The 16,565-nt window shown below is 30.8% G+C and carries 13 protein-coding genes; all 13 read right to left on the bottom strand.

All coding sequences use genetic code 11. The annotated features are described in order from the left end of the window. Positions 1-6 precede the first annotated feature (6 nt). The 13 genes from tilS to uppS all read right to left on the bottom strand — a co-directional run bounded on the left by tilS (position 7) and on the right by uppS (position 16,501). Positions 7-1,539 carry a tRNA lysidine(34) synthetase TilS gene (gene tilS / locus M9394_RS03060; RefSeq protein WP_250249964.1) on the bottom strand — a complete coding sequence of 511 codons (1,533 nt, stop codon included), beginning with the start codon at positions 1,537-1,539 and terminating at the stop codon, positions 7-9. A 153-nt stretch (positions 1,540-1,692) separates the two neighbouring features. Continuing rightward, positions 1,693-2,652 (bottom strand): acetyl-CoA carboxylase carboxyl transferase subunit alpha, encoded by a 960-nt coding sequence (accA, locus tag M9394_RS03055; protein WP_250246854.1) that lies wholly within the window; start codon positions 2,650-2,652, stop codon positions 1,693-1,695. Between the two features lie 18 nt (positions 2,653-2,670). Next, positions 2,671-6,162 (bottom strand): DNA polymerase III subunit alpha, encoded by a 3,492-nt coding sequence (gene dnaE, locus M9394_RS03050; RefSeq protein WP_250249962.1) that lies wholly within the window; start codon positions 6,160-6,162, stop codon positions 2,671-2,673. Positions 6,163-6,202: 40 nt separating this feature from the next. Next, on the bottom strand, positions 6,203-6,862 hold the full coding sequence (gene rnhB, locus M9394_RS03045; protein ID WP_250249960.1) for a ribonuclease HII: 660 nt from the start codon (positions 6,860-6,862) through the stop codon (positions 6,203-6,205). Continuing rightward, positions 6,859-8,001, bottom strand: coding sequence for a lipid-A-disaccharide synthase (gene lpxB / locus M9394_RS03040; protein ID WP_250248160.1), 1,143 nt, complete (start codon positions 7,999-8,001; stop codon positions 6,859-6,861). The genes rnhB and lpxB overlap by 4 nt, the downstream gene beginning before the upstream one ends. A gap of 18 nt (positions 8,002-8,019) precedes the next feature. Beyond that, positions 8,020-8,808, bottom strand: a complete 789-nt coding sequence (gene lpxA / locus M9394_RS03035; protein ID WP_250249959.1) for an acyl-ACP--UDP-N-acetylglucosamine O-acyltransferase — start codon at positions 8,806-8,808, stop codon at positions 8,020-8,022. A gap of 4 nt (positions 8,809-8,812) precedes the next feature. Further along, complete coding sequence (gene fabZ / locus M9394_RS03030; RefSeq protein WP_011282828.1) at positions 8,813-9,268, bottom strand: 3-hydroxyacyl-ACP dehydratase FabZ; 456 nt, start codon at positions 9,266-9,268, stop codon at positions 8,813-8,815. Between the two features lie 98 nt (positions 9,269-9,366). Next, entirely contained in the window at positions 9,367-10,398 is a 1,032-nt protein-coding gene (gene lpxD / locus M9394_RS03025; RefSeq protein WP_250246859.1) for a UDP-3-O-(3-hydroxymyristoyl)glucosamine N-acyltransferase, read from the bottom strand. 3 nt (positions 10,399-10,401) lie between these two features. Next, positions 10,402-10,902 (bottom strand): OmpH family outer membrane protein, encoded by a 501-nt coding sequence (locus M9394_RS03020; protein WP_250249957.1) that lies wholly within the window; start codon positions 10,900-10,902, stop codon positions 10,402-10,404. Between the two features lie 79 nt (positions 10,903-10,981). Continuing rightward, positions 10,982-13,378 carry an outer membrane protein assembly factor BamA gene (bamA, locus tag M9394_RS03015; protein WP_250249955.1) on the bottom strand — a complete coding sequence of 799 codons (2,397 nt, stop codon included), beginning with the start codon at positions 13,376-13,378 and terminating at the stop codon, positions 10,982-10,984. A 71-nt stretch (positions 13,379-13,449) separates the two neighbouring features. Beyond that, on the bottom strand, positions 13,450-14,823 hold the full coding sequence (rseP, locus tag M9394_RS03010) for a sigma E protease regulator RseP (RefSeq protein WP_250249953.1): 1,374 nt from the start codon (positions 14,821-14,823) through the stop codon (positions 13,450-13,452). Positions 14,824-14,858: 35 nt separating this feature from the next. Next, on the bottom strand, positions 14,859-15,716 hold the full coding sequence (locus M9394_RS03005) for a phosphatidate cytidylyltransferase (protein ID WP_250246863.1): 858 nt from the start codon (positions 15,714-15,716) through the stop codon (positions 14,859-14,861). Between the two features lie 32 nt (positions 15,717-15,748). After that, entirely contained in the window at positions 15,749-16,501 is a 753-nt protein-coding gene (gene uppS / locus M9394_RS03000; RefSeq protein WP_250246864.1) for a polyprenyl diphosphate synthase, read from the bottom strand. Between the last annotated feature and the right edge of the window lie 64 nt (positions 16,502-16,565).

Raw genomic sequence — 16,565 nt, 5'->3', positions numbered from 1 at the left:
GAAAAATCATTTTAAATGATAACGAACGCTATTTTTAAAAATTTTATAAGATAAAATATCTTGTAACCAAGATATTTGCCATGATGTATTCTCTTTACTTGTAATCTTGCCATTGTGAGTAATGAATACTCCTATAGCAGTAATTAATGTTTTATTATAAAAAAGCAAAGGAATACGGCTTCTTAGCCATGGAGGTACACCTAATTCCTGCCAAATTTTTTTTAAATGTCGACCATGATTTCTTCCTAAGATATATAATAACCCATCTATATTTCCAAAAATGATTGATATTTTTTCATCAGATTTTGGGGCTCGCACAAAACAATGCGTTAAAATTTTTTTAGATTTTTCAAAAACATCATGAGACATATTTAATGAAAAATTTATGTTTAAATGCGGATTAAATGCATTTTTAGGTATATGTTCATTGATACTTAATGGTTGATATATTAATTTACCTAAATTATATGGTAGTATAAATATATTATGTATGATGTTCCATGATAATTCAATTCTATTTAAAGAACATCTCATATTTACAGGTAAAATATACAACTTTTCACGGAAACGACGACATAGATATTTATCTAATTGTAGTATTGGGGTTGCATCTCTCCGGCTTAATACTACTTCTTTCCAAATACGATTTATAAGTTGATAAGAAGGCATCTTCATAGAAAAATGCGATAGCCAACGACGTAGTAAAGCTTGTCTTTTTGGTATGCTATATTGGAATAACGGGATAAATAGCAAAGAACCATCTGATTCATCAATTAATTTTTGAAAAGATTCTGACAACAATTCATTTAATAAATTCTCTTGATCTCTGCATAGTTGCGCGGTACGCGCAACTACTTGATTAAAACAAGGCCAACGTCGATATATTGATGGCAAAATTTTTATACGCAAAAAATTACGATCAAAACGTGTATCCGTATTCGTATCGTCTTCTATCCAGGCAAGTTTTTTTTTATAAGCATACATTTCTAATTGTTCACGAGAGCAATCCAATAAAGGTCTTAATAACCTGTATTTATTAGCATATAATGTATTTTTACTCATTCCAGATAGTCCAGATGGGCCACTCCCTCTCTTTAGTGCAAGGAACAAACTTTCTACTTGATCATTCATGTGATGCGCGGTCAAAAGTATTTCTTTTGAATTTAAATGATTGTACAATTTTTTATAACGAAGATTTCGTGCTAATGCTTCTATATTGCGTTGTTTATTTTCTGCGTTGTAGCAATTGATATGAATGACTGAAAAAGGTATACCCCGTATTTTACATTGATTAGAGCAATGACTAGCCCATTTATCTGCATAATTACTGATACCATGATGTACATAGATTGCACGCAAAATGAATGGAGATGATGTGAAATGATCAGAACTATTTTTTAATCTTGTTAAGATATCTAGAAGTACTGTAGAATCCAGTCCTCCACTATAAGATAATAGTAATCTTGTATGTCCAGCAAGACAATGCGTTACTTTGTAATATAAATCCCAATTTTCTGAAGATGTATTGATTGTGATCATATTTTTACTAATGTAGTAAATATAAAGTCATGACGATCTAAATATTAAATAAAAATGATTATATTAATATTTAATATATTATTAATGAATTTACAGTATTTATATACTAAATTAATTATTTTAAAAAAGTAATATATATATATTAATTCAAGATTAACAATATCCATAATGCATTAATCTGTGATATCGTCGATTTAACAATTCTTTTTCATCAAAAGAATCTAATTCGGTCAAATCTAATAATAATTGAGTTTTTAATGAAATAGATGTAGTTAATATATCTCTATGTGCTCCGCCTAATGGTTCAGAAATCACACTATCAATTAGATTTAGTTCTTTCAATCGATAAGCAGTAATACCCATTGCTTCGGCAGCTATAGGAGCTTTTTTAACATTTTTCCATAAAATGGATGCACATCCTTCTGGAGAAATTACAGAATATGTACTATATTCTAACATATTAACTTTATCGCCAACGCTGATAGCTAAAGCCCCTCCGGAACCCCCTTCTCCAATTACGGTACATATAATCGGTATTTTTAATATTGACATTGTACGTAAATTTTTAGCGATTGCTGCAGATTGTCCACGTTTTTCTGCGCCCACTCCAGGATAAGCACCTGGAGTATCTATAAAAGTAATCAGTGGTATTTTGAATCGTTCTGCCATTTTCATCAGACGTAATGCTTTTCGGTACCCTTCTGGCGCGGACATACCAAAATTTCGTTTAATTTTTTCTTTAGTGTCACGACCTTTCTGATGCCCAATGATCATGACTGGTCGGGAATTGAGTCTTGCTATGCCGCCTACAATAGCTTTGTCATCAGCGTATACTCGATCACCAGATAATTCATCGAAATCATTAAATATACGCTCTATATAATCTAAAGTGTATGGACGTTTAGGATGTCGTGCTAATTGAGCAATTTGCCAGGCATTTAAATTAGAAAATATTTTTTGGGTAAGCTCAACACTTTTAGAACGAAGACGATTAATTTCTGCATTAACATTTTTTTTTGATTTTTTATCTGCGTGTACTATCGATGTTAAAGAATTAATTTTTTCTTCTAAATCTAAGATAGGTTTTTCAAAATCAAGAACATTTAAACCCATAAAATTCCTGTTATTAAATTAATGTAATTCTAATTTGATTTGTTCATCCCCAACAAGACCACGTAGATTAGTCAGTAACTGATCAGTTAGGGTAATATACCATTTTTTCCCACAATGTAATTTGATTTGAATGCCATTTTTTTGATAAAAAAAATATACTGGTAAAGTTCCAAGTTTATTTTTTTCTAAAAAAAAATGAATATTGGTTAGCAATTGATTGTTAACTTGTTTATTCTTTAATGTGATAGATAAACTACGTGTATGTTTTTTATGAATGTCGTTGATATCTTCTAATTTCCGTGCAATCATTTTGTAATGACCATGTATCTTGTCAATATTGATCACGCCTGTAACAAGCAATAAATTATTTTCTTTTAAACAATGTTGATATTTATGAATCAGTGTTTCAAATATCATTATTTCTAATCGACCAGAATAATCTTCTAAAATAAAAAATACAACACGTTTTCCTTTTTTACTTAATTTTGTTCGAATTGATACAATTAAACCAAAAATATGCAATATTTTATTATCTGTTTCTAGTATAATATCTTTTATCTTAACGATATTAGGCACACAACGTTTTATTGTTTTTATATATTGAATAGTAGGATGACTAGTTAAATATAATCCAAGAGCTTCTTTTTCTTTTTCTAATAATAACTGATTAGACCATTGTGGTGCGTTGTCATTGCGATCAGATATCGCAATAGTATTAGATTCATTTAAACGCATTTCGAATATATCTGTTTGTTTGCTATATTTGTTTTTAATATGCTGATTAGCACGTTTTAGCACATCATTAAGTGATGCCATTAATTTTGAACGATGTATTCCAAACGAATCACAAGCTCCGGAAAGAATTAATTTTTCAATTATACGATGATTTATTTTTGTAGCATCGATGCGAATACAGAAGTCAAATAATTCTTTAAAATTACCACTTTTATTACGAGATCTTATTATAGATTCTATAGAGGTTTTTCCTATTCCTTTTATAGCTCCAAATCCATAAACAATTTCTTTATTTGCATTAACATAAAAATGATATTGACTAGTGTTAATATTTGGAGGTGAAATTATAAGTTTCATTTTTTGACATTCACCTATTAAGTATACTACTTTATTTAAATTATCCATATCAGAACTTAATGCTGCTGCCATAAATTCAGAAGGATAATGTGTTTTTAACCATAATGTTTGATAAGATATTAATGCATATGCTGCAGAATGAGATTTATTGAAACCATAACCGGCGAATTTTTCTACAAGATCAAAAATCTTCATTGATAGTGTATTATCGATACCATTTTTTGCAGCACCTAAATTAAAAAAAGAGCGTTGTTTAGCCATATCTTCTGGTTTTTTTTTACCGATAGCACGTCTTAATATATCGGCTTGTCCAAGTGTATAACCTGCAAGTACTTGTGCTATTTGCATAACTTGTTCTTGATACAAAATAATTCCATAAGTTGATTCCAATACTGGACGTAAAGATTCATGCTGCCATTGAGCATCAGGATAAGAAATAGTTTCATAACCGTGTTTTCTATTGATGAAATTATCTACCATACCTGACTGTAACGGGCCTGGACGAAATAACGCAATCAATGCTATCAAATCTTCAAAACAATCTGGTTTTAAACGTTTAATTAATTCTTTTATACCGCGTGATTCTAATTGAAATATCGCAGTAGTTTCTGAAGATTGAAGTATATGGAAGCTTTTTTGGTCATGTAACGATATGGAGTGTATATCAACAATAGTGAGACCATGTTTCAAGCGCGTATTATTAATCATTTTTAATGCATGATTAATAATAGTCAATGTACGCAAACCAAGAAAATCAAATTTTATTAAACCAATACGTTCAATATCATTTTTATCAAATTGAGTCATTGGATGAATACTGTCGTTATCATAATACAAGGGAGAAAAATCGGTAATTTTTACAGGCGCAATTACTACTCCTCCTGCATGTTTGCTTACATTTCTTACGATACCTTCTAATTGCAGGGCCATATCGATGAGTTCTGTAATATCTTCGTCGTTTTCATAAAGTAATTTAAGTTGAGGTTCGATAGAGAACGCTTTTTGCAATGTTATTCCGGATTCTAATGGAATTAATTTAGCGATACGATTAATCAACGCATAAGGATGCCCTAGTACACGGCCTACATCTCGAATCACTGCTTTAGCTGCCATAGTCCCAAACGTAATAATTTGAGATACAGCATCTGATCCGTAAGTTTTAGAGACATGTTCAATTACTAAATCACGATGATCCATGCAAAAATCAATATCTAGATCAGGCATAGATATACGCTCTGGATTAAGAAAACGTTCAAACAGCAAATCGAATTGTAATGGGTCAAGTTCTGTAATTTTTAAAACATAAGCTACTAGTGAACTAGCGCCAGAACCTCTTCCAGGGCCAACTGGAATATCGTTATTTTTAGCCCATTTGATAAATTCCATAACGATTAAAAAATAACTAGGAAAATTCATATTATTAATTACTTGTAATTCATGTTTCAATCGTAAATCATACGGTTTTCGCTTAACAAGACGTTCTTTAGTCTTTGGAAATAACAAAATTAAGCGTTCTTCCAATCCTTTTTTTGCGTGTTTAGTAAGAAAATCTTTAGCAGACCTACACCCAGTAGGAAATTGTGGTAAAAAATATCCGCCTAAATCGATGGTGAGATTACATCTGTAAGCAATTTCTACACTATTTACTAAAGATTCTGGTATATCAGAAAATAATTCACACATTTCTTGTTCACTTTTCATAAATTGTTGTGAACTATATTTGCATAATTGTTGAACATTATTTAATGTAGTACCAGCATATATCGCTACGCGAACCTCATGCGCTAAAAAATCTTTTTCATTAATGAAACGTACATCGTTGGTAGCTACTACTGGTAATCCTTTGGCTATTGATAATTCTATCGCTAATTGTACATAAGATTCTTCATGTTGACGACCAGTACGTATTAATTCCAAATAATATCTATTTGGAAAATACTTGGAATAAAAACATAAACATTGTTCTATCTTTGATTTTTCATTTCTTAATAAATATCTGCCGATATCTCCGTTGCGTCCTCCAGAAAGTAGAATTAAACCTTTATTATATTCTGTGAGCCAATGACGTTGAATCATAAGAGCAATGTTATTACATTTGTTTTTATATGCTTTTGAAATTAGCATAATTAAATGATAATAACCCTGTTTATCAGTAACCAAGCATGTTAATTCGCTGGGTTTGTTGCCAAGGATGAGATCATGTACTAAAAAATCTGCTCCAATAATTGGTTTGATTCCTGACTTATAAGCAACATCATAGAATTTAATAAACCCAAATAAATTGTTAAAATCAGTAAGAGCTAACGCGGGCATTTTAAGATATGCCGCTTTTGTTATTAATTTATTTACCGTAGCTAATCCATCAATCATGGAGTAATCGCTATGTACGTGCAAGTGAATAAAACGTGGTTTTATCATAATTTAAAAGCTCATAAGTAATAATGTATATCTCATTATATTAAACATAGAATTGCCTATTAATATCAGAAATTACATGTTTTACAGGAGCAAAACTTTTTCGATGATGCGATATAGGACCGTATAGCGCTAGTTGTTTTAAGTGAAAAAAAGTAGGATATCCTTTGTTTTGAGCAAATCCATATTTTGGATATTGCCCATCTAATATGATCATATCTTGGTCACGAGTAACTTTAGCTATAATGGAAGCTGCGCTTATAACCGCTATTCGAGCATCTCCTTTGTTAAAACATTGATAAGGTATTTCTGTAAATCCTGGAGAACGATTTCCATCTATTAAAATTAAATCTGGTTTAACAGATAAATTGTGCACTGCTCGTTTCATTGCTAATAAACGAGCTTCTAAAATATTAAACCGATCAATTTCTGTAACATCAGCATATCCGATACTCCATGCTAATGCATTTTTAATAATATTTTTATATAAATTAAGTCTTTTATTTTTATTTAATGTCTTGGAATCAGCTAATCCAGAAATTGGTTGTATTGGGTGCAATATCACTGCAGCAGCTATTACTGACCCAACTAATGATCCGCATCCTGATTCATCTACTCCTGCAATTAATTTAAATTTTTTGATAGATGGTGTTTTTGATATTTCATTATTTTGTACTTGCACAATAGATAACATTGTTGTCATTTAATTAGTCTCAAAACCGCATGGGCTGCTTTTTCATCTGCTTTACATCTAATGCTGTAATGTAATTGTCTAAATTTTTTTTTCAATACTATATGTTGATTATTATCATCATTTAATAAATTAATTAATGTTTGTGCTAAATTTTCAGGACGACAGTTGTTTTGAATAAATTCTTTTACCAATTCATGACCTGCTAATAAATTAGGTAGTGATATCCAGGGAATATTTATAAAATGCTTGGCTAACATGAATGTTAAGGGATGCATGCGATAAGCTACAACCATGGGGCATTTGACTAACATACATTCTAAAGTTGCTGTTCCAGCGGCTACTAAAGAAACATCTGCCGCCATCATTATTTCCCATGCTGATTGGTTGCTTAGAATACGATATTTAACCGATGTTGATGCAACACTAATAAATTTTTTTATAGATGTTTGATTAGTTAATGGCACTAAAATTTCAAGATCAGGAAAATTATTTTTTAATAATTTAGCGCATACTAAAAAATCATGAGCTAACATTTTAATTTCCCTAATTCTGCTGCCTGGTAATACTGCTAAACAATATACGTCATGAGGAATACCTAATTTTTGACGAGCAGAGACTTTGTTTGGATTAAGTGGTATTTGATCTGCTAATGAATGGCCAATAAATTGACATGGTATATTGAAGTGATCGTATATTTTTTTTTCAAAAGGCAAAATAACCAAAATATTATCGGTAGCTTTTTTAAGTGTAAAAATACGTTTTTTCCTCCATGCCCATACTGATGGGCTAACATAATGAATTGTACGAATTCCACGTTTTTTCAAACAATTTTCTAATGAAATATTAAAATCTGGAGAATCGATACCAATGAAAACATCAGGTTTTAAGTTAATAAATTTACGAACTAAATTTCTACGAATATATAATAGTCGGGGTAGTTTCATAATGATTTCAGCAAAACCCATAACTGATAATTCTTCTATATTATACCAAGATTTCATATCTTCAGATTGCATACAGGGACCACCAATCCCAAAAAAACATACTTTTTTTAAGTATTTTTTTAATGCACGAATTAATCCTGCTCCTAAAATATCCCCAGAAGCTTCTCCTGCTACTATACCTATAATAATAGTACGATTACGCATAGACGATAGATGACATTGTTAACGAATAATTCCTCGTTGAGAGCGTATTAAAAAATCTACAAATTCATTGATAATTGGATGTTCTGCTGCTAATGCTTTTAAAGCCGCTTTAGCTGATTCAACAGTTTTATTGCTACGATATAAAATTTTATAAGCATCTCGAATAGCGTGTACGGAGGAACGACTAAAACCTCGTCGTTTTAAACCTTCAATGTTTAATCCAAAAGGTGTTGCGTGATTTCCTTGGGCTATTATAAATGGTGGAATATCTTGAACTACACCAGAACATCCTCCAATCATAACATGCGCTCCAATAATACAAAATTGATGGATCGCAGTCATCCCTCCAATAATAGTGTGATTATCTACTCTTACGTGCCCGCCTAAGGTAACGTTGTTAGCCATGACACAATGATCTCCTATTATACAATCATGAGCAATATGTACGTTAATCATAAATAAATTGCTATTTCCTATTTTGGTAACTTTTTTACCTTGTATAGTACCGCGATGAATAGTGACACTTTCTCTAATCTGATTATAATGACCAATCTCTATGCGCGTAGATTCTTTTGCGTATTTTAAATCTTGGTTCACTTCCCCAAGAGAAGCAAATTGATAAATTTGATTATCTTCCCCAATTTGAGTAATGCCATTAATTACAATATGAGATTTCAGTAAAGTTCGCGCCCCTATTTCAACCTGCGCTCCAATAAAACAAAATGGCCCGATATGTACGTTGTCGTGTATTATAGCTCCTTCTTCTATTATAGAACTAGGATGTATGATGGCAGATTGATGAATCATCAGTTTAAATTTCCTTTCTACGAGCGCACATCATTGATGCTTCACAAGCCATTTCTTCGTTTACTGTAGCGATTCCTTTAAAGCGTGCAATACCACGTCTTTCTTTAATAAATTCCACATCAAGTATCATTTGATCACCAGGTTGTACTGGACGCTTAAATCGTGCTGCATCAATTGCAGCAAAATAATATAATTCTCCTGGAGCTAATTTACCTGTACTTTTGAAGGCTAAGATGCCTGTAGCTTGAGCCATAGCCTCTAAAATTAATACTCCAGGAAAAATGGGTTTTCCCGGAAAATGACCTTGAAAAAATGGTTCATTAAAGGAAACATTTTTTACCGCTCTTAAAAATTTTCCTTTTTCAAAATTTAGTACACGATCAACTAGCAAAAATGGAAACCGATGCGGCAAAAGTTCTAAAACTTCCTCAATGTGCAAAACGCAAGTATCAGTAATCAAGGTTTTCTATTCCTGTCTAAGATAATAAATCGTATTAACAAAATTATCCCGTTTAGCCTAACAGGATAAAGAATAAACTGTCCTAATTATTTTAAAATTTATAGGAACAGTATTTTTTTTAATTTTTCTTCTATAGTTTTTATACGTTTATTCATATTACTAATCCGCATAATTAACGCGGCAGTTTTCCACCATACTGTATTTGGTTGTACAGGAATACCTGATGAGTAAATACCAGGTTGTGTTATTGCTTTAATTACCATACCCATTCCGGTTATCGTGACTTTATCACAAATATTTATGTGTCCATTAATTACACTAGCTCCACCTATCATGCAATATCGTCCGATTGTTAAGCTCCCGGCCATGATGACACCCCCTGCTATTGCAGTGTGCGCGCCTATTATGACATTATGTGCAATTTGGCACTGATTATCAATAATTACTCCGTTTTCAATTTTAGTATCATCTAACGTTCCACGATCAATAGTAGTACAAGCACCTATTTCTACATTATTTCCAATTTTTACTGTTCCTAAATGAGGAATTTTGATCCACACACCGTGGTCATTAATATACCCAAATCCATCAGAACCAATTATAGCTCCAGATTGTATTAAGCAGAATTCACCAATTTCTACTTCATGATATATAGTAACATTGGCCCATAAACGTGTACCTGTTCCTATTCTTGCTTTTTTTCCTATAAAACTACCAGGGCCAATGATTACATCATCCCCTAAAATTACTTCAGATTCTATAACTGCATTAGCGCCAATCCCTACTCTTTGACCTAAAATTGCATCTGAAGCAATTATAGCTCCAGATGCAATGTTTTTCGATGGTTTAGGAGTAGTATCCATCAATCGTGCTATTTTAACATACGCAATATAAGGATCTTCTACTACTAATGCAGCAACCTTACAAAAAATTAAGTTATTTTTAGACAATATCACTGCTGAGGCGCGACAGGAGCTTAGTTGACTTAGAAATCGCTGATCTTTTAAAAAAGTAATATGTCCTACTCGTGCGTTATTTATAGAAGCAACACCAGTAATAATAATATTTTCATCTCCATGTAATTTAGCATTTAACTGTTGTGCTAGGTCAGATAATCGCATTCCGATCATAATTTATCCAACTTGTTTCATTACAGAATTGGTAATATCTGCAATATGAATGCTGTGATACACTACAGCACTAGTGTCGATTACTATATCGTAATTTTCTTTTTTAGCAACATTCGTTACTACATTGTGAATCATGTTTAAAATTTTATCTCTTTCTTCTGTCTGACGTGAATGATTTTCTTGTTGAAATTCTTTAGCTTTGTTAGAGAAAATTTCACGTTGATTTATTAACGATTTTTCTAATTCACTACGCTCGATTGCTTTCATGGCAGCACCATCTCGTTGTAATGTTTGTATTTTCATTTGTAAATCGTGCTCCATCTTTTCTAATTCGGTAGCACGATCTTTAAATTCATATTCAAGTTGTTTAATGATTTTCGCACGTTGTGAAGATTGTTGGAAAATATTAGAAATATTAACTATCGCAATTTTGTCTGCAGCATTAACAGGGCTAATTTGTGTTATCCAAATCACCATACTTAATATATATGTCCACTTTTTCACTGTAAACCTCTTAGTTTAATAAAATATAAAAGTTCTTACTTTGATAAGATATTTGTTATTTCTATACTACACCTAAATTTTACCATGTTTTTCCGATACTAAATTGAAATGGTTCTTCTATATCTCCAAGATATTTTTTTATCAATTTTGAATAAGAAAAAATCACTGGTCCAACTGGAGATATCCACTTCAAAGCTATACCACTGGATATACGAATATTACTTGGAATACTATAATCTATAATACCAGCTTTTTGTGTTGCTTCAGTATTTTTCCAAAAAGTATCCCATACAGTACCGGTATCTAAGAACAGAGAAATACGTGCAATATCAGAATGTTGTGTATTAAAATATGTGATAGGAATAATTAACTCAGTTTTAAAAAGAGTTATTGCATTTCCACCAACAGTATCTTGAGAGTTTTTTATTGCACATGTAGTATAGTTTTGGCTGGAATCGTTGCAATGATAATAGGCAGCTTTTGGTCCTATACTATTTAATCTAAATCCACGTATTGTTCCAATACCTCCGGCGTAGAAGTTGTCATAAAAAGGATTTTCTTTTTTATGTATACTTCCAGAATAACCAGCATATATAGAATTCATCATTATCCAATTATAAGATTGGTCTAAAGGTATATAGCTATTGCAATTAATTAGTATTTTATAATATTGATTATTAGACCCAGGTAGTGTTAATGTACTCGATACATTAGCGCGTACACCATATGTAGGAAAATAAGCATGATTCGAGTTATCAAAAGTCCATCCCGAAACCAATAAAAAATCATTTGTATGAAAATTAATAGTATCATCCAAAAATTTATTGTTAGTCGATATTTTTGGATGAATATTTGTAGATTTTAGATAACGCCATATTGCTACTTGAGGAGCTATTTTACTTAAATAATTAGATACATAATTTAATCCTATATTAAATGTATAGTATTCAACAATCGGGTATGAGCAATTAATATTAATACCACAATTTTTCAAATTATAATCTGACAAACCCGTTTTGTTAGTATTTAAATCATTAAAAAATATTTTCCCGCCTACGCTAATATTATTAACGCCACAGTAAGGTTTTAGAGATGATATTTCAGCATAAGTTTGATAATGATTTTTACTACTAGCAACAGCTATAGAATTTCCTGAACCTAATACATTTTCTTGATACATTCCGAATTGTAAATTTATACCACTTTCCGTTCCAAATCCGACGCTCAAATTTAAATTACCAGTATTACGTTCTTCAACTTTGTAAATAACGTCGATTTGGTTTAATGTATTCGATACATATTCAATGTGAGTGTTCACAGTTTTAAAATAACCAAGACGTTTAAGTCGATCTTGATCTTGAACAATACGAGTATAATCTAATTGCATTTGTTCTGTTTGATGTATTTCTCTACGAATTACTTCATCTTTAGTAATATTATTACCTTCAAAGCGTACCTCACGCACATAAAAATGACGCCCTATATCAACATATACATATAATTTTATTGTTTTATTGTTGTCATTTATGTCTGGTTCTATTAATACGATAGGTTGCATGTAGCCATGTTTGCTTAACACATATCGTATGTTACGTTCTATTTCTTGAATTTTATTGTTACTATACAATTCTCCAGGAGAAATTCTCATGTATTCCTTAATGTTAGGAAAATAATCTAATATATTTCCATGTAATTTTACAGAATCAAATGTATATTGCATACCTTCATTAATATATAAAGAAAGGTAAATGTATTTTTTATTTGGTGTTAAATCGATTTGTGTTTCATCAATATGAAATTTAGCGTAACCATGATTTAAGTAAAAATTACGTAATTTATCTAAGTCATGGAATAATTTTTGTTGTTGATATTGTTGATTGGATAATATGGGTCTCCATTTAATTTTTCTATATAATTTAAATTGTGATAATAATTTTTTTGTATGGAATGCATGATTACCAAAAATATTGATTTGTTGTACTTTGGCGGTTTTACCTTCAGTAAACATTATTTTCAAATTAACACGATTTCTTGATAGAGGAATAACTACTATCTTAGTTGTAGCTGTAAATTTACCAAAGTTATGATACAAATTATCTAATTCTCGTTTTAATTCAAAAATAGAACATTCATTAAATGGTTCACCTGATTGTATTTTTTTTACATTTAATGTTTTTTTTATTATATCTTCTGTAATTATTTTATTCCCATGAAAATTAACATTATCAATAATTGGGCGTTCTTTCACTTGGATTATAATAATTCCTTCTTCATTATTAGATATTGTGATTTCTTCAAAATATCCTGTAGAAAATAACACTTTAATACTATTAGCAATATCTTCATCATTAATAATAGCTCCAATTTTTAAAGGTAAATTAAATACTACTGTATCTAAAGAAATTCTTTTTAATCCGTTAAAAAGAATTTTGTTTATGATTGTATCAGCGCTGTGTGTTACATTGCTAATTATCAATAAGAATGCTATAAATATTCTTTTCATCTATTGTTATGTATTTTAAACTTTTTAGTTTTAATTTTTATTAATTACCACAATCTAGATATATCGTTGAAAATTGCTAAGCACATCATAAACGTAAGTATAATAGATCCAATGATATAACCAAAACTCTGTGTTTCTTTCGATATTGATTTCCCTTTTATTTTTTCTATTATAAAAAAAAATAAATGCCCTCCATCTAGTGTCGGAAACGGTAATAAATTAATAATACCTAAATTGATGCTGATTAAAGATAAAAACATAAGATAGTAAATTACCCCAGATTGAGCTGATGCACCTGCTCCTTGCGCTATTGCGATTGGGCCGCTGAGGTGGGTTATCCTAATATCTCCAGTAACCAATTTAAATAATGTGTTAGTTGTTAGGCATATCAATTTCCATGTTTTTTTGCAAGCTTCTAATATAGCTGGATACAATCTATATTGATGGATTGTATGATGTTTTTTTGGGATACAAGTAATTTTCGGAAAAACACCTATAACTCCTTCTGCTTTATCGGAAGGAATCAGATATTTTTTATCTGGTGTTAAACTGAAGTTTAATATTTTATTTTTCCGTTCTACTATAATTTTAAAAGTTTTTTCTGGATTATTTTTGATAATTGTAATAAACGATTCCCAATTATGTATTAATTGATCGTCAATTGAGATTATTTTATCTCCAATTTTTAAACCAGCTCGTTGTGCGGCGGAATCAGGTTGTATTCCTGACAAGATTGGTGATACATGTGTATTAAAAGGAAGAATACCCAATGTTATTATAGGATCGTTATTATTAGTAGATTTATTGAACCAGTTACGAGATAAATTAATGGTATAAGTTTGAATATGCGTACTATTTATTGGTGTTGCAGAAATAATAATTTTTTCCTTACCTATGCTATTAAGAATTTCCAAACGTACTGCATCCCAATCACGAGTCAGAATATTGTTAATTGATTTAATTTCTACGCCAGATGGTACATGCGATTGAGCAACAATAGAGTTAGGTATAACAGAATGGATTATTGGTTTATAAATAGGCACACCTATCATAAAAACTAACGCGTATAACACAATAGAAAAAAGAAAGTTAAACATAGGTCCTGAAACCACAATAACACTTTTTTTCCAAATACGTTTACAATCAAATGATTGATTACGTTCTTCATTGCAAGATGCTATTTTTTTTTGAGTATTAAATAATTTAACGTATCCACCAAAAAGAACAGCAGAAATTACGTATTCGGTATCATTTGAATCTCGCCAACTCCATAAAACAGGACCGAATCCTATAGAAAATCGCTCTACTTTTACCTTTAACAAACGTGCTGCTACAAAATGTCCATATTCATGGACCGTGATGAGTATACTTAATGCAAGGATAAATGCGATTAAGTTCCAAAACAAATGTAATAACATGATGTTAATGAATTCTCTATTTTTTGATGATGATATTAATATAGACTTAATAATATTAGGTAAACGAAAATAGGCACTGCAGCAAATAAGCTGTCTATACGATCTAATATTCCCCCATGTCCAGGAATTAAACTTCCGCTATCTTTAATACCAGCTTCTCTTTTAAACATACTTTCAGTTAAATCTCCTATTATAGAGGCTATAATTGCGATGATAGAATAAACAAATATAAGAGATGGATTTATCACCTTGATTGGCATATATTTACTGAATAACCATGAAATTCCTGTTGAAATTAATATGCCTCCAATAAATCCTTCCCAAGTTTTTTTAGGAGATACGTTTTTTAATAATTTATGTCGCCCTAATGTTTTACCGATGATATATGCACTTGAATCATTAATCCAAATTAATATTACAATATACAGTAAACACCATGCCCCGATGGTGTTATCGTTGATATGATGAAATTGGCGCAACGTTAATATCCCCCAAAAAAATGGTAATATTGTTAATATTCCGAAAAAAAAACATAATACATTAGATTTTTTCCAGAAAATAGCAGAATCAGGATAAGATAATATTAATGAAAACGCTAATAACCACCATACTATACTAATGCTACCGAAAATATACCAAAAAATATGCCAATTATTGAAATATAAATAGCTTGTTGTTACAATTATCATTGTAATACACAATAATACAAGTATAGCGCATATCCACATTCGGTGTACATAATCAGAAAAATGATGCATTTTCCCCCATTCCCATGCACTAATCAAGCAAATGATAAATACAACAATCGAAAATGGTATAATAGGCAAAAAAAATACCATCAAAATGGTGATAGGAATCAGGATCAACATGCTAATTAAACGGGTTTTTAACACATTTTTCTCCTTGATTACATGTGTATTGAAAATTAAATAGATGCACTGTTTCCAAATCGGCGCTCTCGTTTCATAAAAGTATTTAGTGCTCTTTTAAATATGACATCATTAAAATCAGGCCATAATACATCTGTAAAAAATAATTCAGCATATGCTATTTGCCAAAGCAAAAAATTACTAATACGATGTTCACCTCCTGTTCGAATCACCAAATCTACTGGAGCTAATTCATTCATACAGATACATTTACATAGAGCATCTTCGTCAATTTGATTAGGGGTTAATATTCCTTGCTGTACTTGCGTAGCAAGTTGTTTCACTCCTTGGATAATATCCCATCGTCCTCCATAATTTGCAGCAATATTAAGCGTAAGTCCACTATTGTTGGAAGTTAATTTTTCAGAGCGGTGTATATTTTTTTGTAATTCACCGGAAAATCGATTAATATCTCCAATGATTCTTAGTTTAATATTATTCTTATGTAGAACATCTATTTCATTATTTAAAGCATGAGAAAATAATTGCATTAGAGAATCAATCTCTTTATCAGGACGTTTCCAGTTTTCACTGCTAAACGCATATAAAGTTAATGCATCGAATCTATAATTAACGGCGAAATGAACAGCACGCCGGACCGCATTAAATCCAGCTTGATGCCCAACAATACGTAATTTTCCTCGTGTTCTTGCCCAACGTCCATTACCATCCATGATAATAGCAACATGGCGTGGTAGTAAATTAGATGAAAAAGTGCTAAGATCTTGATTATGTTGAGATAATATCACATTTATTTATTTTCCAAATTAAATACCTGTGTGTTAAGTAAAAATATTTGTTTTATAATAATTA

The sequence above is a fragment of the Candidatus Blochmanniella camponoti genome (assembly GCF_023585825.1).
GTDB classification, from domain to species: Bacteria; Pseudomonadota; Gammaproteobacteria; order Enterobacterales; family Enterobacteriaceae; genus Blochmanniella; species Blochmanniella camponoti.
The sequence above is the reverse complement of the archived record's forward strand: the minus strand, read 5'-3'. Positions and strand labels throughout refer to the sequence as shown.

Coding starts and splice junctions, on each gene's coding strand:
- rseP (WP_250249953.1), bottom strand. CDS start 14,823: ATGTTATTACATTTGTTTTGGAACTTAATCGCATTTATCCTTGCATTA.
- rnhB (WP_250249960.1), bottom strand. CDS start 6,862: ATGACAACAATGTTATCTATTGTGCAAGTACAAAATAATGAAATATCA.
- lpxB (WP_250248160.1), bottom strand. CDS start 8,001: ATGCGTAATCGTACTATTATTATAGGTATAGTAGCAGGAGAAGCTTCT.
- lpxD (WP_250246859.1), bottom strand. CDS start 10,398: ATGATCGGAATGCGATTATCTGACCTAGCACAACAGTTAAATGCTAAA.
- accA (WP_250246854.1), bottom strand. CDS start 2,652: ATGGGTTTAAATGTTCTTGATTTTGAAAAACCTATCTTAGATTTAGAA.
- lpxA (WP_250249959.1), bottom strand. CDS start 8,808: ATGATTCATCAATCTGCCATCATACATCCTAGTTCTATAATAGAAGAA.
- dnaE (WP_250249962.1), bottom strand. CDS start 6,162: ATGATAAAACCACGTTTTATTCACTTGCACGTACATAGCGATTACTCC.
- tilS (WP_250249964.1), bottom strand. CDS start 1,539: ATGATCACAATCAATACATCTTCAGAAAATTGGGATTTATATTACAAA.